Source organism: Nostoc edaphicum CCNP1411, from assembly GCF_014023275.1.
Classification (GTDB): Bacteria; Cyanobacteriota; Cyanobacteriia; order Cyanobacteriales; family Nostocaceae; genus Nostoc; species Nostoc edaphicum_A.
In genome coordinates, this window is record NZ_CP054698.1 from 1,961,921 (window position 1) to 1,980,628 (window position 18,708).

Sequence of the window (18,708 nt, forward strand, 5' to 3'; positions counted from 1 at the left end):
GCGTAGGCGGGTTTTGTATGTGTAGCCGCGACTTCTAGTCGTAGAGGCAAGCAATAATTTAGACTTTTCAAACAACCTCTAATACCGCACGGCATGAAGAGTGCTGAGTATGGTGTACCTCCTCACCGAACTGTCTGAAGAGAGCAACACTCATTGACCTCCTTCCATGAGTTAGAGGTTTGTTAATTTAAATACTTCTCAATGTCATCCAGTACAGCATGAGCGGCAAGAAAATCAAATCCATACCAACTCTGAAAATCTACAGGAAATACTTGTTTGTTTTGGACAGCTTTAACTTTAGACCATAAGGGTTTTCCCCGAAGTTTTTCTAAAGTAGAGCAATCATTTTTTTGATAACATCCGATAAAAATAACATCACTATCAATTTCAGAAAAACTTTCCTCGGAAATGGGCAAGGATAAATTATTAGATGATTGAGGAGATAGCAGCCCAATATCATTTAAAATTGTGCCAGAAAAGGATTTTTTCATACCAAGATATACTCCTCCAGAGTTAACATATACAAATGATGCCTGAAATGGCTGAAGACGATTATTCTGTAATCTCTGTTTTAGTTTTGCAACTCTTTGAGAGTAGCCATTTAAGAGTTGAGTAGCTACCTCTGTTTTATCAAAAACTTTTGCGGTTTCTTTTAAGTGTTGTTTCCAATCTCGTGAAATCTCTGCCCAAGGAACTAATACGGTAGGAGCAATTTGTGATAATTGCTGATACTGCCCTCGTGATGACGGATCTGAAGGACTAATGATTAAGTCGGGCTTAAGTTGCAGAATTGTCTCTAAATTGGGTTGGCTAGTAGAATAACTATGTAAAACAATTCCTTTGATTCTTTCTGCTAAATAAGGGGGAACTTCGGAATTGATTTCTGTCCGAGACCATATTGTTGCTGCGATTGGCTTGATACCCAAAGCAACGGTTTCACCAAGACTCAGGATATCTAAAGCTACAATTCGTTGAGCATTGAGTGGAACGCAGGTTTCCCCCATTGGATGTTTTATGATTCGACAATTTTCTGCTGAAGATGTTGGAGATGTGGCATCTTGGTAGTTACTTGGGCTACAGGCACAAACAAGTATAAATGCCACAATTCCCAGACATAGCAGATAGCTGAGACGGCGTATAAACCTCTTCATGAAAACCCTGACTTTTTACTTTTTAAAACGTCCAAGAAATAGTTCCCTGCACAGTAAATGGCGCACCAGGAGAGACTCGCAATCGATTGAAGGCATTTTCAAAATAATCCACATTAAAGAGGTTTTTGATATTGATCGCAGCACGTAATCTGTCTTGCTTGTAGAAGATAGCAGCATCAGTTGTTAAATAGCTGGGTACTTCAAATGTATTTCCAGCATCTCCGGCGCGATCGCCTACATAAAAAAGTCCCAAACCAAAGCCCAAACCTTGTAAGTCTCCTCGTTGAATTTCGTAGGTTGTCCATAAGCTGGCAGCATGGGGAGTTGTCTGCAATGCACGGTTCCCGACTGGAATGATATTATCTTTAGTGACGCGGGCATCGTTGTAAGCATAGCTAGCAAAGATGTTCCATCCTGATAAAATTTCACCCGCAACACTGAGTTCGATTCCTTGACTACGCTGTTCTCCAGTTTGAACAGCAAAGCCTAAGTTATCTGGATCGTCAGTTACAATATTCGATTGGGTAATATCGTACAACGCCAATGTAGTTGAAAGCCTGTCATTCAAATCTGCTTTGACTCCAATTTCAAACTGAGTCCCCTTGGTTGGCTTAAATTCACTTTCATCAAAGGCTCGACCAATTGCTGGCTGGAATGATTGACTGTAGTTAGCATAGAGAGAAATAGGTGGGATTGGCTGATATAGAATGCCCACACGGGGACTAAAAGCACTCCCGGATTGACTTGTTTCTGTATCTGCGAGAAAGTCTTTGTCAGTTTGCTTGAAGTTATCAAATCGACCGCTAAGTAGCAGCTTTAAATTGTCTGCAATTGTTACTTGATCTTGCACGATAAAGCCAAGCTCATCGGTCACGGTATTGGTATCAGATTCAAATGTAATTGCACCAGGTAGCTGACCATAAATCGGATTGAACAAATCAAGTGGAGCAATTTCTCGATCAATACCGCTAGAATCTATACTTTGTCTGCCCAAATCAAAGCCAAATAGTAATTGATGTTTAATTGAGCCAGTTGCAAACTTACCAATAACATTGGTCAAAAGCCTATAGTCGCGTTGATCGTAGAGTCCTTCTATGTAGATTCTCTCCAAAGTGCGATTATCATCTAAAAGCCCTACGGGGAAAGTGCCTAAATCAGGAGAATAATACCTGCTATATTGAAATGAATTTTTAAATGACCAAGCCTCACTAAATTTATGCTCTAATGTGTACCCAATTCTAGAAACTTCGGTGTTAATGCTACCTTCATTTACGTTGCGATCGCGGGGTATTTTGCCATTAGGGTTAGAAAGTATTGTTCCAATTGCAGGCAAGCCAAAACTAATTCCTTCAGATTTTATGTTTTTGTAAATGCCTTCAACAGTTAGATTTGTATTTTCTCCAAGTTCAATACTCACTACCGGCGCAATCACTAGATTTCTAGCTTTGCTAGAGTCAATGAAAAACTCTTGATCTCGGTATGATGCGTTAAGCCGATATAGTACTTTCTTCGCATCGTCTAACGGCCCAGACAGATCCACTTCACCACGGTAAAAGTTAAAATTACCAATAGTTGCTTCGGCAAAGTAGTAAGGATCGCGTAGGGGCTGTTTCGTCACAAAGTTAACCGTTCCCCCTGGTGATGATGAACCAAATAAAATAGAGTTTGGCCCTTGCAGGACTTCTATTCTTTCAATTCCTGTAAGGTCAGGCCCAAGGTTAGAAGATAAAGAGTCTTTGAAACCGTTTAGTGTAGGCTGGGTAAAAAATCCTCGAACTCGTATCCGCAATGTTTCAAAATTAGTTGGAGATGAAGTGCGGACGCTTGGGGCATTAATAAGCGCACTGGAAATATCGGCGCGTTGATCGCGCAGCACTTCTTGAGGAATAATCTGAATCGATTGGGGAAGGTCACGCAGAGGTGTATCAGTTCTTGTCCCGGTGGTGGTATTCGTGACGCGATACTTGTCTTCCTCCCCTGTCACCACCAACTCAATCGGTTCATCAGCTGGCGCTGCTGGTTCCTCTTGCGGTGTTTCACTTGTTGGCTGCTGTGGTGGCTGCATTGCAGTTGCAGCAGGTGTCACACCAAAAATCAGCCCTTCATCTCCATCAAATAACTCAACTGTTGGGAGTTCAGTCTCCCCCGTTACTGTCACCTGGATAGTATTATTATCTTGATTAACTACCAATACTTCCGCAATTCCGGCAAATGGTTTTTCTTGGCGAAATATATCACCACCCTCATAACGCAATTGCGAATTGGGAATATCGATAATTAATTTATTGCCTTCATTCTTCTGAATAGGTTTGAGAGCATCACCTTTAGCAGTTTCTAAAATTATCTCAACACCTTTTTCCGTTTTGGTGATGCGTACCCCTGTAACTTCTACTATTATTTCTGTACCAGGGTTCTGAGTTAACAACAGTCCAGCATGATGAGGAAGTTCTACCTCACTCAACTGGGGAATAGTTGATATAAATTTGCGTTTATCTCTAACATTTACTGAATTTACTCCATCAGTTTCAGCCAACACTGACTGTATTACGAGTATAAAAAATGAGGCTGTAAACATCAGCCCGGAAAGCGATTTTATTAATCTCATCACCAAATCTCCCTCACATCAACATATTCATCAGACTTTTAACCCCTCTCCCGTTACAGGTTAGGGTATTAGACCACTCCATCTATCCCAACAAGCTGTTAGGAATATTTCTTAACTAAACTAGTAGTTTATGTACAATAAGGGATTCAGATTTCTAATTTGAACGCTAGAGGGATTTTTTTTGAACGCTAGAGGGATTTTTTCTGAACGCTAGAGGGATTTGTGATGATGTTGAAAGTATTGTTTGGGATTCAATCCAAATTTTTTGCGAAAAGCTAAAGCAAAGTAACTGCGACTGTCAAAACCTACCCTAAATGCTACTTCTTCAATCTTCATATCTCCTAATGCTAAAAGTTGTTTCGCTTTTTCCAGGCGATAGTTGTGCAAATATTTGAACGCAGATGTCCCGAAAACTTGACGAAACCCACGCTTCAATTTAAATTCATTTATCCCTACTTGTCGTGCTAAGTCTATCAGGCTGGGTGGATTTTCTAGATTACCCAACAAAATTTCTTTAGCTTGGTAAATTCTCTCAACATCTCTCAAATTCTTCCCTGGAAAGCTATGATTACGTATCTCCTGCTCCTGAATTTGCTGAAAATGAAGCGTAATCAATTCTATTGCTTGACTTTCCAAATACATTCGCTTCATCAAGCCTTGATAGGGACACTTGAGGATATTACATAAGACTTTCCACATTTGCTGTGTGATTTCCCCTTGCTGGTAGTAAGGCTGTACCTTACCATTCATCACTGCTTGGCGCAGGGAAATTGGTATCTGTTCTAATTCTTCTTCACCAAAACTTTGAAAAAATTCCTGCGGTTCAATTTTCAGATAAATTCGTGAAAACTTCTCACCAGCTTTCCACCATTCAGTTTCTTTGATGTCACAGTTACATTCTGAATAATATCTGCCTACTATTTCGTCTGTCTTGTCAGTTAAACCGTGGCGTTCAATTCTCACTTTTCCTGAGAGGAAAAAACTCAAGCCAAATTGAGATTTATCAAAAATATCTCTAACCCACACAAGATCATCAATAAACTCTTCCTGATGTATTGAAATAGATAGTCCATTACGTAATTCTGACCAGCACTCATAGGTATGAGAGACATCTAGAAGTTTCCCTTTACGGATAGTTTCAAAACCCTTTGATTGAAAAGAAGCGTGACCATTTTGCTCACTTTCTGCCCATAATTCTTGCCAATCTGTATCTGTAAGAATTTTTGTCATAGTTTAATAATAATTACTGTCATTATCAAGCTGATATATGATTGAAACTAAAGCGCTTTTTCAAGTTATCCGAAAGGGAACACCTAAATACTGGATGCAATGCTCAGTGAAAATTGACAAGTCAGGCGTTCGCGTAGCGTCTCGCAGAGAGCATAGCTAACGCTCCAACAGTCAGTACCCTAACTGGCTATATCTTTAAATAAGAAAGATTCTTAATTGTTGCACGAAATTTACTGTAAGAAAAGTAACTGTGTATCAAGTCGCTTGTCGTGCTGCTAAATCCGAAACTATCCAATTTTTTGTAATTATTTCTACGTGCAAAATCTGATCTTGCTTTTGGGAATACTTTATTTATTCACCTGAATAATCTAGAACCCAGGCATTATCAATATGAAATGGATTAAACCATCTCTATATTTTGTAGGCTGTGGCGGGAAATGTTGGTTCTCAAAAACGCGCTCAATATACAGTTATTGGCAGTCATGTTAATTTGGCTGCCAGAATTGAGTCTTATACCGTGGGAGGACAGATTTTAATTTCCGAAAATAGCTGTAAGGATGCTAATATTGACCTCCAAATTGCTGGGCAACTACAAATAGAACCCAAGGGGATAAAACACCCTGTGACAATTTGTGAAATTCGTGGCATTGGTGGTCAATATAATTTATCCTTGCCTGAAGATGATGAAGAAATGGTCATTCTCAATTAATAAATACCTGTGGAATACACTATTTTGCAGGAAAAACATGCAGTGGGAAAAATATTTCTGGGAGCATTGATTTGTCTCTCAGAAAAAGGGGCGAAATTGCGATCGCCACATTCTTTATAACTCTTGAGTAATCTCAAACTCAAGCTATTGATTGATGCAGAAATGGCTACAGAAGAAGAACATATCTATGCCAAGGTGATTCAACAATCTAATGTTGACGAGCATCTTTTTCTGCTTCGGTTTACAGCTATTCCCCCAAAAGTGATTGCAATTCTAAATGCACTGCTTCAGCCTGGGTGAAATTAGGGCATCAATATTGGAATGGTAAAGAAAGGAGGTGTATGTCAATAGGGTAAACCGAAAAAGTAGGTACTCTAGCTTTTTTTAAAACAGTAACAATTGTTGCTGATAGAACCAGGCGATCGCGGTAAGATTTTGGACTTAAGCCTGATTCAACTCCAATAACTCCTAACTCTGACCGAATAATTAATAATTCGTAATATATGCTATAGAGCAACTAACTTGAGTTCTGGAGATAAAAATATGATTTTTTCTAAAACTGAGATTACATTACATCCCAAGGACAAATGACGAACGTAAACAACTTTCAAAGACTAGTAGAACTTGCAAACGATCATGGAATTATTTGCCAGCCAACACCAGAAGAATGCTTGATTGCATCCTTACCTGGAGACGATGATTTCTTATTAGCTTTTACTTGGTCTGGTGCAGTTGAGGGAGAGCCACCAGAACATGAATTAATCGCAATTAGTGTACAGGATATTGTCAAAGAAGTTACCGTTGCAGCTTGGCAGATTCCTATTTATTTATTCGGAAACGTGTTAAGGCAAGCTCAGATGCTTGTCACTGCTCACAAAGATTTTGTTAGCTAACAAGACAAGTCTTAGCTAAAAACTACTATCCCTGTCCACTGTGGCGGGGATTTTTATTTAGACTACTGTGATTTGATCAGATTAAAGCAATATTGTGTGATTTCTAGACTCTTGCAGAGAATTATCGGAATGACTCCCCAGATTAAAACCTCTGAAACTTTGAGTAAGGTTAAGCAAATATTAGTATATGTCTGTATATCTATATACTGGATTTAGATAGGGAAATTTAAAAACTTAATAAAATATCTAAACCCTAGCCTTCAAAGGTTTTCCCTTTACACTTTCGCGGCTAGTATCCGTGTTATGAAAAAGGCAGTCCCGATGAAACGAGTTTCAAAAGCCTTGGATGAAAGAGGGATTGGAGACTGGTATTTTTACTCAGCACTGGCTCAACGCCCCGCTATCCATGTACAGCACTTTCAAGCTAGGAGGCAGGAGGAAAGAATTATGATTGAAGAAGAATTTAGAAATTCCGAGTTTACTAAAGGATTGTGAAGAGGGCTAGCCAAATAATCACATTTATCATAACTTTATAGTTATAGAACTATTAACTTATCGCCTCATCACTCATGGTTAACACTCTACCCAAGCCAGAAATTAAAACCCCCAGTAAAGAAACGGTACTCACTCCCCGGTTTTATACTACAGATTTTGAAACCGCAGCCAAGCTGGATTTGTCTGCCCAAGAAACAGAGTTGCAGGCGATGTTGACAGAAATGCGGACAGACTACAACCGCCACCATTTTGTTCGTGATGAAGCCTTTGAGCATTCTTGGGAACACATTGGTGGTGAAGCAAGGCAGGCGTTTATCGAGTATTTGGAACGTTCTTGCATTTCTGAGTTTTCTGGCTTCTTGCTATTCAAGGAATTATCCCGCAAGCTGAAAAATCGCAGTCCAGTGCTAGCGGAAATATTTCAACTGATGGCGCGTGATGAAGCTCGCCACGCCGGATTTCTCAACAAAGCAATGGGCGATTTTAAAGTCTCCCTGGATTTAGCCACTGTTACTAAAACCCGTACCTATACGTTTTTCCCGATTGAGTGGGTACTTTACACCGTTTACCTCTCAGAAAAAATCGGCTACTGGCGTTACATTATTATTTTCAGACATCTAGAAAAGCACCCAGAAAACGAGTTTTACCCCATCTTCCGTTATTTTGAGAGTTGGTGTCAGGACGAAAACCGTCACGGAGATATATTCAAAGCATTATTGCGTTCTCAACCGCAACTTTGGAACACCTGGAAATCTAGGCTGTGGAGTCGGTTTTTCTTACTCTCAGTATTTGCTACCCACACCTTGACAGTTCATGAACGTTCCGGGTTCTACAAATCACTGGGACTTGATGCCACAGAATTTGATTTCCAAGTTGTCCGCAACACCAATGAAACTGCGGGACGGGCTTTTCCGGTGATGCTGAATACTGAACACCCCAAGTTTTTCCCACGGCTGCAACGCTGTGCAGGTTACAACTTGAAAATTGCAGAGATTGAGAGCAGTTCTGCGCCGAAAGTTGTGAAGCTAATTCGCAAACTACCTTTGATTGCAGCAATTGTTTGGAATCTGCTGTTAGTTTATCTGATCAAACCCATTGATACTGAAGTATTGCGGGGAACGGTTCGTTAGCTATTAGGCATCTCCAAAAATGAGTGTAGGGACAATACCATGCGGAAAGCCGCTCCGCGTCTACATGAATTGTCCCTACCAAGGATTTCGAGGAATGCAGAATTAATTTTCACCAGATATTTATTAAACCTCGTCTACCTTGAGAACCGTAGTTTTGTAGGTTGGGTGCAGCGATAGCGTAACCCAACATAAAATTTGGTGGTAATGTTGGGTTGCGTTTCACTCCACCCAACCTACATAAATATATCTTTTAAAAAACTCTAGGTTTCAACATAGATGAGGTTTCGTTCAGTTTAAGAGGATGTTTGAAAAGTATTGGGCGAATAGAATTCGCTACTACACTAGCATTGTCCACCTCCGTGGACTAATACAAAATCAAGAGTTTTTAACCCAGTTCGGTGCATTTTGCCTGTATAGCCGCGACTTCTAGTCGCCCGATGAGTAATAAATTAGACTTTTCAAATAACCTCTAAATGCAGTAAGTTTTGGCTGGGATCTTTAACTACAATCATAAAAATCCCAAAAAACTGATTGTGACAGTCTGAGTTGCAAAATGTCGGCTGTAAACTAATTGTGCCTTGAAGCGTCAGGCATAATTGCTTCCTGAAGATTTACACCGCTAAGGTTAGCTTCCCTAATGTCGGCTCCTCTAAGGTTAGCTCCTCTGAGATTTGCCCCTGCTAAATTTGCGCTTCTGAGGTTAGTCCAACTCAAGTCTGCTTGACTCAAGTCAGCTTCACTAAGGTTAGCCCGCAACAGGTATGCACCACTGAGGTGAGCCTTGTTCAGATTAGCTTTGTAAAGGTCAGCTTTGTAAAGATAAGCACCCAACATTTCCGTCTCATACAAACTCGCTTCGCTGAGGTCTGCTGCAATCAAGTTAGCTTCAATGAGGTTGGCAAAAGAGAGGTTAGTCCGCATCAGCTTTGCTGAACCTAAATCGGCATCTTTCAAGTTAGCGCCTCTTAAGTCAGTGCCAATCAGATTAGCATATGCGATCGCAGCACCTCTAAGATCCACCTGACTCAAATCGGCTCCAATCAGATTGGCATGACTCAAATCTGCCTGCGTAAGTACAGCACCACTCAAGTTAGCAACACTGAAGTTAGCCGCACTCAGGTTAGCTTCAATTAAAAAGGCTTTGTAGAGGTTGGCACTACTGAGGTCAGCACCACTGAGGTTTGCTCGCACCAGTAAAGCATTACTCAAATCCACTTTTCTCAAGTTTACCCCTTGGAGGTTTGCGCCTCTAAGATTATCGCCTTGCAGATTCGCGCTGCTGAGGTCTGGTTCAATCTGGGGATTTTTCTTTCTCCACTCAATCCATGTAACTGCACCTGCTTTGAGTAAAGTTAGATGCTCTCGATTTGCCATTTTCTCTCCTTTACTCCTGACGCCCACCCAGAGAATTTACCCGGCCAGCGACACTTTCAATGGCCGTTAATGCTCCCGCCGCCCCTGCTAGAATATCCTGTTCTTGTCCACCTAAGTAAAGCCGTCCAAAGCTACCTACAGCTTGAACTTCAAGAATGTTAATCCTCGCTGCTTTCTCCGCTTCATTGGCAGCCAGTGCGGCATAAGCAGCAGGTTCCACTTCTAATACATATAGTGTTTGACCTGCTAGTAGTAGCTGTCCCCGGCGCGTGCGATTAATCAGTTGTGTTTGATAAGCATCGATGTTGCGGATAATCTGACTAGAAATAACCCGCGGTTTCAGACATTCCTCTCTTTTGACTCCCAGTGCCGCCAAAATAGCTTGACCAGCAGCTCGTGTTTCGCCTTGGGAGCTAGAATGAACTTCTAATAGTCCGTAGAGTCGTTCAACTACCTGTACTCCTGGACGGACAGAGGCAGATTTCAGGGCTATATCCGTAATCTTATTAATTTCGATACCAGGAGAGATTTCAATCCACAGTGATGTATCTCCTGGTAATGGTAAGAAGCCTTGGGCTACTGTTCCCATATATGCTGCATGTTGAGGTTGCAGGTTGTCGAGAAATACGAAACTGCGTAATTCTATTCCCAAGATTTTGCTCTCCAGTCGTGAGGGTAAAAGTTATCTATTGCAAGATATAAGCGCTTAACTTGACAATATATGGTATTAAGGAGCGCAAATTCCGTTTAACGGATATACACCCGTGTATCAAATCGCAATTCATAGAAGCCTATGCTTATTCAGAAGACCCTCGTCGTCATGGGATAAAATCTGCTTTGATCGGACAACATAATTTTTATTCAACACAGCTGCTTTGTAAACACCCTGACCCTTTTACATTACCCCAGTTTTAACCCCAAATTGACTATTGGGTAAGGGACTTCCAACAAATAAATAAATTCAGGACTTGGGTATTGACAAAATACGCAGAAAATGGAATTAAGAAATAGAAATAAATAGGCGATGCCTATGCTAACCACCAAAAGCGTTGAAAGGCAGATAATACTAAAGTTTTCTAGTGAAAGTATTTAGGAGAAGTTTCAAAAACGAAATTCCCAGATATTACATGATGTATGTATCTGACAAAGATGCATTATTGACCTCTCCCCCAACCCCTCTCCGAAGCGGAGAGGGGAGCTAGATTTCTCCCCCTTCCCTCGTAGGGAAGGGGGTTGGGGGGTTAGGTCTCTTGAGAACAAGCTGTGGAAATACGCATCAAGACTTTATCAAGTTCGTGTCTCACTTCTTCATTTTTAATTCGCAACAAACGCAGTCCCCTAGCTAACAAAACTTTGTCCCGTTCTGCATCATATTCGGCTTGTTGTTCATGAATTTTGCCATCTACTTCTATCACTAATGCAGTTGAGTGACAGTAGAAATCTGCGATAAAGCCATTGATAATCTGTTGACGGCGAAAGTGAAAACCATTCAGGCGATTAGCACGAAGATGTTGCCAAAGTATTTTTTCTTCTGGTGTCATTTGCTGACGAAGTTCTTTGGCACGTTGCACTTTAACTAAGTCTGCTTTGTAGCCGATTACAATATTGCGAGTTCCCTCTTTTTTCGGTGGATAGGGTTCTTCGGGTGTTGGATTATTCATTTATAAAGTGTGAAAATAGGTGTTTAGTTTTAGATTATGATTGACCTCTCCCCCAGCCCCTCTCCGAAGCGGAGAGGGGAGCCGGATTTCTCCCCCTTCCCTACAAGGGAAGGGGGTTGGGGGGTTAGGTCTGTGTGTAAAGTGCGGAGGTGCGATCGCATTTCATAATCTTGACGAGTTTTCAAGTTTTCAAAAAATCATCCTCAATCAGTTCTTTAAAGAAACTGTGATATCGAGAATTACCAATATTAATTATTATGAGATTATGTCTACATCTTGTAATTCCTGTATATATCAACTCATCTATCGAAATTTCTTGTTCACTGGTATCATTAACACCAGCTTCAATAATAAGAAAAAGTGTATTTATCTCCCAACCTTTAAAACTATGTATGGTAGATAACTTGACATTTCCCGGATTCATCCAAAAATTTAATTTTTTGTTTTCTCTAAGTTTCTTTATATCACTTTCAGGATTTTTGCTTTGGCTTTGTAACTTTTCATACATTTCTTTCGTTTCAAATATTGTCTGAGTATTTTCATGTTTATAATTTCTGATTAAATAATCTACTTCTTTGAGTATTTCTAATTGCGGTGATAAAAAGCAGATATCATTAGGATGCTTATTTAATTGAAATATTAGAGAATAGATATCATCAACTATATTTTTTATATTTGTTAATTTATCATAGTAAAGATATTGAAAATACTCTTCTAGATCGAAAAGACTCCCCTGAGAATTAACTTTAATAAGTTTATCTACCTCATATTTATCATTAAAAAAATCTTTTTGAAACTTTAAAGCTATATTTGCTATCTTCGTTGTAAGTCTAAATGATTGCGTTAGTTCATTCCAATCACCACGTATACCTACTGCTTTAAAACCTTTATCTTCATCTAATGGTCTATCATAAATATTTTGCTTAACATCACCAAACACTACATATTCTCCACCTTCATCCCAAAAATATTTTCTTATGATTCTCTGCCATTCTTCCTTATAGTCTTGAAGTTCATCTATTAAAATTACCTGATACTTCTGTATTTTCTCTTTTACATCTTCAAAAATATTTTCATTAGAGTAATATTTTTTTTCAAAATACTCTGATTTCTCCTCACTAGTCCAGTTCTCAAAATCTTGTGGTATTTTAATTTCTAGTCCTAAATTATTAAATTCTGCTGTTAAAAAATTGTGATAATTAGTTATATAAAAATTATCCCAATTAAACTCTTCTCTCACATCACTAATTTTATCATGAATATAGTTTTTAAGAGTTATATTATAAGTCAAAATTAAAACTTTGCTGTTAGTTCTTTTATGAGCATTTACTGCTCTTTGTGCCAATATCTGCGTTTTACCAGAACCAGCTACTCCTTTAATTTTTCGACCTCCAAGAGTAACCTCACTCTTAACTAATTTTTTCTGTTGTGGATTAAAGGGAATTGGTATACCTTCTTCTAAAGTATGAAGTGGTGGTTGAAGGAAGCGCCTGAAACTCTTATAAATAGTATCATTAAAAAGTGGTGATGGTCTATAAAGCCCTTGTTCACTAAGTATTACTCTAAATTTTTCAATATTAATAGAGTCATTTCCAAATGCTTTTACATATCTGTTGTCATTATCTGATAAAGAATTTGATAAAAAATCGTTTAATTTCTCTTGGTTTGCATTATGGAAGTAAACCGCACAAGAAACAATTCCAAAAAACTTTTGATTATCTATTTTATTCTCTAACAAGTTCTCAATGTGTAAATTATATAAATTGTCTTTGTAAGTTTTTACTTGAGCAATAGGAGATTTTATAATTGCATCGTTGTGCTTTAATCTCCATTTTTTATTATTATCTATGTAGTAAGATTCTAAATCCCAGTCTTTAACTTCTATTATCATCACTCGGTAATTCTCTCGCATGATAATAAAATCTGGCTTATCTCCATTTAAAAAGGGTTGAGAGTATATTTCATAATTATTTGGAAGAAGATTTTTAAGAAATCTAGTAAATGCTTTTCTCCCTTGGTCGGTTGAACCTTTAACCGTGTAATATTTTCTTCAGAAGGTAATAGTATTGACATTTTTTATTCTTTGATAAAGAGTAGGAAATTGCTTTATTCATTTAGACATAAACTCACATTACAGCACTTCCGGCAGCTATGAGGTACATCATCCTCAAAGCTGAAAACTATGCTAGGAGAGGGGCAAGAAGAAAAACTGTATTGCATAATAGCGGTAAGCGCTGTATTATTCATTCTCAAGCAATGACCTCAGTAGTAATCCCTAAAAAATACTATATTAAATTACAAAAGCCCACAGGTGTGGGCTTAGTTCGCAACGCTCCAGGCTAAAGCCAATAACAGTTCTTACTATCTTGCCGCCGTAGGCATACCCAAAATATCCTCAAGCCTTGGCATATCTTCCAACGCAATCACGCGCCCTTCATCCTCAAAACCGGCAATTTGATCAAAGTTCAAATACCGATACAAATCATCGGCAAAAGGCTCAATTCTACTCGCCACAATATCCAAATATTCCTGCACTGTCGGAAGCCGTCCCAGCAGGGCACAAACTGCGGCTAATTCTGCTGAACCAAGATATACTCGCGCATCTTTACCCATGCGATTATTGAAGTTGCGGGTAGAGGTAGAAAACACTGTTGTGCCATCAGCAACTCGCGCCTGATTACCCATGCACAAACTGCATCCTGGCATTTCTGTTCTAGCACCCGCAGCCCCAAAAACGCTGTATACACCTTCTTCTTTTAATTGGTGTTCATCCATGCGGGTTGGTGGCGCTATCCACAGGCGAGTTTTTACTTCACCTGCGCCTTCCAAAACTTTCGCTGTTGCCCGATAATGACCGATATTTGTCATACAAGAACCGACAAATACTTCTTGTACTGGATCATTAGCAACTTCCGATAATAACTTAACATTATCGGGGTCATTGGGAGCAGCAACAATTGGTTCTTTGATTTCGTTTAAATCAATTTCAATTATTTCGGCATACTCCGCATCGGCATCGCCTTCTAATAACACGGGATTTGCTAACCATTCTTCCATCTTTGCCACACGGCGCAACATAGTACGCGGATCATGATAGCCCCGTGCTATCATATTTTTCAGCAATGCTACGTTAGAACGCAGATATTCAGAAATTGTCTCTACACTCAATTTAATTGTGCATCCGGCACAAGAACGTTCGGCGCTAGCATCGGTGAGTTCAAAGGCTTGTTCAACTTTTAAATCTGGCAAACCTTCTATTTCCAGAATTCGCCCGGAGAAGATGTTTTTCTTATTCTGCTTCTCTGCTGTCAGCAAACCTTTTTGAATTGCTACGTAGGGTATGGCATTCACGACATCCCGCAGGGTGATACCTGGTTGCAATTCTCCTTTGAATCTTACCAAAACTGACTCTGGCATATCTAAAGGCATGACACCCAAGGCGGCTGCAAAGGCTACTAATCCAGAACCAGCGGGGAAGGAAATACCCAAGGGAAAGCGGGTGTGAGAGTCGCCGCCAGTTCCCACGGTGTCGGGTAACAGCATCCGGTTTAACCAAGAGTGGATGATACCATCACCGGGACGAAGGGCGACGCCACCACGAGATGCAAAGAAATCGGGGAGTTCGTGATGGGTTTGGATATCTACTGGTTTGGGATAAGCTGCTGTGTGACAGAAACTTTGGATTACTAAGTCTGCACTGAAACCAAGACAAGCGAGTTCTTTCAATTCGTCGCGGGTCATGGGGCCTGTGGTATCTTGAGAACCAACGGTAGTAATGATGGGTTCGCAGGATGTGCCGGGACGGACACCAGGTAATCCACAAGCTTTACCTACCATTTTTTGTGCTAGGGTGTAGCCTTTACCTGTATCAAAGGCTTGTTGGGGACGGGTGAAAACGGTGCTGGGTTCTAAACCAAGTGCAAGACGAGTTTTGTCGGTGAGGGTACGTCCGATAAGTAGGGGGATGCGTCCACCTGCGCGGACTTCATCGAGGATGGTATCAGGTTTAAGGTCAAAGGTGGAAATGACTTCGCCTGTTTCGTTGGTAATTTCGCCTTTGTAGGGATGGATGGTAATTACCATGCCGGTTTCGAGTTTGGTGACATCGCACTGAATAGGCAAAGCACCGGCATCTTCTGCTGTGTTAAAGAAGATTGGCGCGATCGCACCACCTAAAACATAACCCCCAGCGCGTTTGTTTGGCACAAAAGGTATATCATTTCCTGTATGCCACAGTACTGAGTTAATTGCAGATTTACGCGAAGAACCTGTACCAACTACATCCCCAACGTAAGCTACAGGATGCCCTTTTTTCTTCAATTCGGCAATGGTTTGTAAGCTTCCAGGTTGCCGTGACTCTAACATTACTAAGGCGTGTAAGGGAATATCTGGGCGAGTTGTGGCACTTTGGGCGGGTGATAAGTCGTCGGTATTGGTTTCGCCAGGAACTTTAAAAACGGTGACAGTAATTGCTTCTGGTACAGTGGGGCGCATGGTAAACCATTCAGCTTCCGCCCAGGAGTCAATCACCTGCTTGGCGAAAGGATTGGTTTTAGACAACTCTAAAATATCGTGGAAGGCATCATACACCAAAAGGATTTTGCTTAAGGCGTTGGCAGCATAAGCGGCGATGGGTTCCTTTCCTTGTCCACCCATTACTAGAGGCGTTTCAGATGAGTCGGAGACGGATACGGTGGGCAATTGCAGCAAATCGATTAAAGATTGCACGTTGTAACCACCAATCATTGTGCCCAGCAATTGCACTGCTTCGATGGGCGCAATCAACGGACTGGTGATTTCTTCCTTGGCAATGGCGGTGAGAAATCCGGCTTTGACATAAGCTGCTGGATCAACACCAGGAGAAACGCGATCGCTCAATAAATGTAATAATATCTCCTCTTGACCCTTTGGCGGATTTTTCAGTAATTCACATAATTCTGAGGTTTGCTTCGCATCCAATGGTAAAGGGGGAATACCGAGTGCTGCTCTTTCGGCAACGTGTTTACGATATTGTTCTAGCATTTTTATGTTCTCCATTGGGATTTTCTCCCTTCAATTATGAAATATTTTTAGGCAATACTCGGCTATAAAAGTTTAGCTTACTTTTCTGATGAAAGCCTTACTGGTAATCGGTTATTAGCAAGCTTTTTTATACTGAAAGTTTAAAAAGTATTGGGCGAATGGAATTCGCTACTACACAAACAAAGTCCACTTCCGTGGACTAAGAGTAAATCAAGAATTTTTAACCCACGGAGGCGGTCACTGAGCTTGTCGAAGTGTGGGTTTCGTATTTCGACTCCGGCTCCATCGAGCGAAGTCGAGATGCTCAACACAAGTCTGTATAGCCGCGATTTCTAGTCGCCAGGTGTAGTAATAATAAATTAGATTGATTGTTGGTTTAACCAAGTTTCTAAATCAGCAACACTAGAAAAGTCTAGCAATGCTTCTCCTAAATTCTCTAATTGTTCAATCGATAAACCTTGAATTTGCTCGATTAATAACGTATCAATCTCACCAATACGGCGATTGAGTTGACGTGTAATTAAACGTTGTTCTCCTGACTGTACAGCTTGTTCTCTGTCTCTTTGATAAAGTGGTTCTAATCGCATAATTAACTCTTTATTAATCGAAATGAATTAGATTGATTGTTGGTTTAACCAAGTTTCTAAATCAGCAACACTAGAAAAATCTAGCAATGCCTCTCCTAAATTCTCTAATTGTTCAAGCGATAAGCCTTGAATTCGCTCGATTAATGACGTATCAATCTCACCAATACGGCGATTGAGTAAGCGTAGAACTAGACGTTGTTCTCCTGACTGTATAGCTTGTTCTCTGTCTCTTTGATAAAGTGGCTCTAATCGCATAATTAACTCCCTATCATCTGCTTCTAATTCTTGATTTACTCTCAAGTTTTCGCGCAAGTTGTAAACTAATTCAAGAGTTTCTTTTTGGTATGGATGATCTAATGGTAACGCTTGCAACTCGATAATCGCTTGTGACTGCACACTTCCCCTACCTAAAAGCCTCAACCATAATGTCTCTGGTATTTGCGGTAGTTGGTGTATTGCTACAATTCCTGTTCGCAAGGCATCTGGCAGAAAATGCACTCCTGATAACCAACCTGTTTTTTGCATAGTTCCAAAGCTAGACAATCTAGTTTTAGATATGGTTGGTGTAAGAACCCACAATTTGGGAATTTCTGAATCCTGAAGTTTGGTTTTATTTGCCTTAGCTTCTCGTCGTAGGAGAGCCTTGATTTCTAATAATTTGAGAATACAGTCGCAGATTTCATCGGTAGAAGCTGGATTGCGGTATGGTTCTATTATTGCAGGCTGTTGAGCAAATCTTCCTAGCAAACCCAGTATTTCTATATTAGAGTTTTGCTGTTTGGCAGGAGTGAATAAAACATCTATTTCTTTAATCTCTCCTGAGACTTTTTCTGATGCCTTGACTTCTCCGTAATCTTTTAGTAGTTCTTCTAGATAGTCTTTGGCGAATTTATCATGGATAAACCTGGTCATTCAATTTTAAGATTTCGGAAAATTTGGGTTAATGCAAAGTCTTATTATATAGCAGCCCTGAATCATTCGCGATGAAATAGAATGAAATAGATCCCCGACTTCTCAAAGAAGTCGGGGATCTGCTGGACACCTTAAATTTTTACAGATACCATTCTAAAAAAGTTAAAAGCAGATTTTATAAGCCTTTTGACTTTTGACTTCCGCTTTGCGGTACTAGGCGGTTATTGCATTTTCATCTGATGTTTTATCTGTGTTAGATTTCAAGCGTGTCAATCTGCTTTTGCGGATACGTTCGCTGTCTCGAACGCCACCTGCAAGTTCATATTCATTACTGTTTTTGCCGTACTTGAAACCAACCCCCATCAGCATTTTGTCTGAAACCTGACTTAAGGCTTTTTCCATCTCATCCAGCTTTTTTCTAGAAGAGTCAATCATAGCTATAGCAGCGTTATAATCATCAAGCATATTATGAAAATTGTCTATTAATTGATTCAGATTTTGCAAGTTGCAAGTATCATCAAAATTGATATTTGGATCGATAGCTTTCAGTCCGGCAACTCTAAACTCAGCTTTTTCTAGAATCCGGGAACTACGTTTTCTTCGAGGCATAAATTTACGCTTTTAACAGCTTTACAGAGCTATTCTGTCTCAATTAGCCTGGATTTTGGTTCAGCAAAAAACGCATTTTTTTTAGTAAAAGTTTTTATTTATGTCCGTGATTTCTCGGAATTTAATCATCAAAGGTTGATTTTCAGCAAAATAATATTATGTTTAAGCAATAGACAATAGGGCACAGTATTGCCGTGCCCCTACAAATGGTCTATATTCTATGTCAACAGCGATCGCTTTAACTTTAAGGCTTAATGTTGCAACCTTAAGGCTTAATGTTCTAGCTCTAAGGCTTAATGTTGTAACCTTAAGACTTAATGTTCTAGCTTT

Annotated in this window: 15 protein-coding genes and 2 pseudogenes; 5 read left to right on the forward strand and 12 right to left on the reverse strand. The window is 39.9% G+C overall.

Annotation, left to right across the window (positions count from 1 at the left end; translation table 11 throughout):
- Positions 1-182: 182 nt before the first annotated feature.
- From HUN01_RS10875 to HUN01_RS10885, 3 genes are all read right to left on the reverse strand, one after another.
- Positions 183-1,151, reverse strand: coding sequence for an iron-siderophore ABC transporter substrate-binding protein (locus HUN01_RS10875; protein WP_181931276.1), 969 nt, complete (start codon positions 1,149-1,151; stop codon positions 183-185).
- A gap of 22 nt (positions 1,152-1,173) precedes the next feature.
- Positions 1,174-3,756, reverse strand: a complete 2,583-nt coding sequence (locus HUN01_RS10880) for a TonB-dependent siderophore receptor (RefSeq protein ID WP_181931277.1) — start codon at positions 3,754-3,756, stop codon at positions 1,174-1,176.
- Between the two features lie 210 nt (positions 3,757-3,966).
- Positions 3,967-4,986: a helix-turn-helix transcriptional regulator gene (locus HUN01_RS10885; protein ID WP_181931278.1), complete on the reverse strand. Its 1,020-nt coding sequence runs from the start codon at positions 4,984-4,986 to the stop codon at positions 3,967-3,969.
- Between the two features lie 427 nt (positions 4,987-5,413).
- Here HUN01_RS10885 and HUN01_RS36360 point away from each other — a divergent pair, with 427 nt between their 5' ends.
- The 5 genes from HUN01_RS36360 to acsF all read left to right on the forward strand — a co-directional run bounded on the left by HUN01_RS36360 (position 5,414) and on the right by acsF (position 8,213).
- Positions 5,414-5,695, forward strand: coding sequence for an adenylate/guanylate cyclase domain-containing protein (locus HUN01_RS36360; RefSeq protein WP_338044539.1), 282 nt, complete (start codon positions 5,414-5,416; stop codon positions 5,693-5,695).
- 123 nt (positions 5,696-5,818) lie between these two features.
- Complete coding sequence (locus HUN01_RS36365; protein WP_338044541.1) at positions 5,819-5,995, forward strand: hypothetical protein; 177 nt, start codon at positions 5,819-5,821, stop codon at positions 5,993-5,995.
- 287 nt (positions 5,996-6,282) lie between these two features.
- On the forward strand, positions 6,283-6,588 hold the full coding sequence (locus HUN01_RS10895) for a hypothetical protein (RefSeq protein ID WP_069068802.1): 306 nt from the start codon (positions 6,283-6,285) through the stop codon (positions 6,586-6,588).
- A gap of 321 nt (positions 6,589-6,909) precedes the next feature.
- On the forward strand, positions 6,910-7,083 hold the full coding sequence (locus HUN01_RS10900) for a hypothetical protein (RefSeq protein WP_181931279.1): 174 nt from the start codon (positions 6,910-6,912) through the stop codon (positions 7,081-7,083).
- Between the two features lie 74 nt (positions 7,084-7,157).
- Positions 7,158-8,213: a magnesium-protoporphyrin IX monomethyl ester (oxidative) cyclase gene (gene acsF / locus HUN01_RS10905; protein WP_181931280.1), complete on the forward strand. Its 1,056-nt coding sequence runs from the start codon at positions 7,158-7,160 to the stop codon at positions 8,211-8,213.
- Positions 8,214-8,780: 567 nt separating this feature from the next.
- Here acsF and HUN01_RS10910 read toward each other — a convergent pair.
- The 9 genes and pseudogenes from HUN01_RS10910 to HUN01_RS10945 form a co-directional block, all read right to left on the reverse strand.
- On the reverse strand, positions 8,781-9,587 hold the full coding sequence (locus HUN01_RS10910; protein ID WP_181931281.1) for a pentapeptide repeat-containing protein: 807 nt from the start codon (positions 9,585-9,587) through the stop codon (positions 8,781-8,783).
- A gap of 10 nt (positions 9,588-9,597) precedes the next feature.
- Complete coding sequence (locus tag HUN01_RS10915; protein ID WP_104908762.1) at positions 9,598-10,239, reverse strand: beta-carboxysome protein CcmP; 642 nt, start codon at positions 10,237-10,239, stop codon at positions 9,598-9,600.
- Between the two features lie 589 nt (positions 10,240-10,828).
- Positions 10,829-11,248, reverse strand: a complete 420-nt coding sequence (locus HUN01_RS10920; protein ID WP_181931282.1) for an endonuclease domain-containing protein — start codon at positions 11,246-11,248, stop codon at positions 10,829-10,831.
- Positions 11,249-11,429: 181 nt separating this feature from the next.
- Positions 11,430-12,986 (reverse strand): UvrD-helicase domain-containing protein, encoded by a 1,557-nt coding sequence (locus HUN01_RS10925; protein ID WP_257798598.1) that lies wholly within the window; start codon positions 12,984-12,986, stop codon positions 11,430-11,432.
- Positions 12,963-13,253: pseudogene (locus HUN01_RS36045) on the reverse strand (nuclease-related domain-containing protein); the annotation flags it as partial. The gene HUN01_RS10925 and the pseudogene HUN01_RS36045, both read right to left, overlap by 24 nt.
- Before the next feature lie 356 nt (positions 13,254-13,609).
- Complete coding sequence (gene acnB / locus HUN01_RS10930; RefSeq protein WP_181932649.1) at positions 13,610-16,270, reverse strand: bifunctional aconitate hydratase 2/2-methylisocitrate dehydratase; 2,661 nt, start codon at positions 16,268-16,270, stop codon at positions 13,610-13,612.
- 359 nt (positions 16,271-16,629) lie between these two features.
- Positions 16,630-16,872: pseudogene (locus HUN01_RS10935) on the reverse strand (DUF4351 domain-containing protein); the annotation flags it as partial.
- A 12-nt stretch (positions 16,873-16,884) separates the two neighbouring features.
- Entirely contained in the window at positions 16,885-17,769 is an 885-nt protein-coding gene (locus tag HUN01_RS10940) for a DUF4351 domain-containing protein (protein WP_181931285.1), read from the reverse strand.
- Positions 17,770-17,982: 213 nt separating this feature from the next.
- Positions 17,983-18,378, reverse strand: a complete 396-nt coding sequence (locus HUN01_RS10945; RefSeq protein ID WP_181931286.1) for a hypothetical protein — start codon at positions 18,376-18,378, stop codon at positions 17,983-17,985.
- Positions 18,379-18,708: the final 330 nt, after the last annotated feature.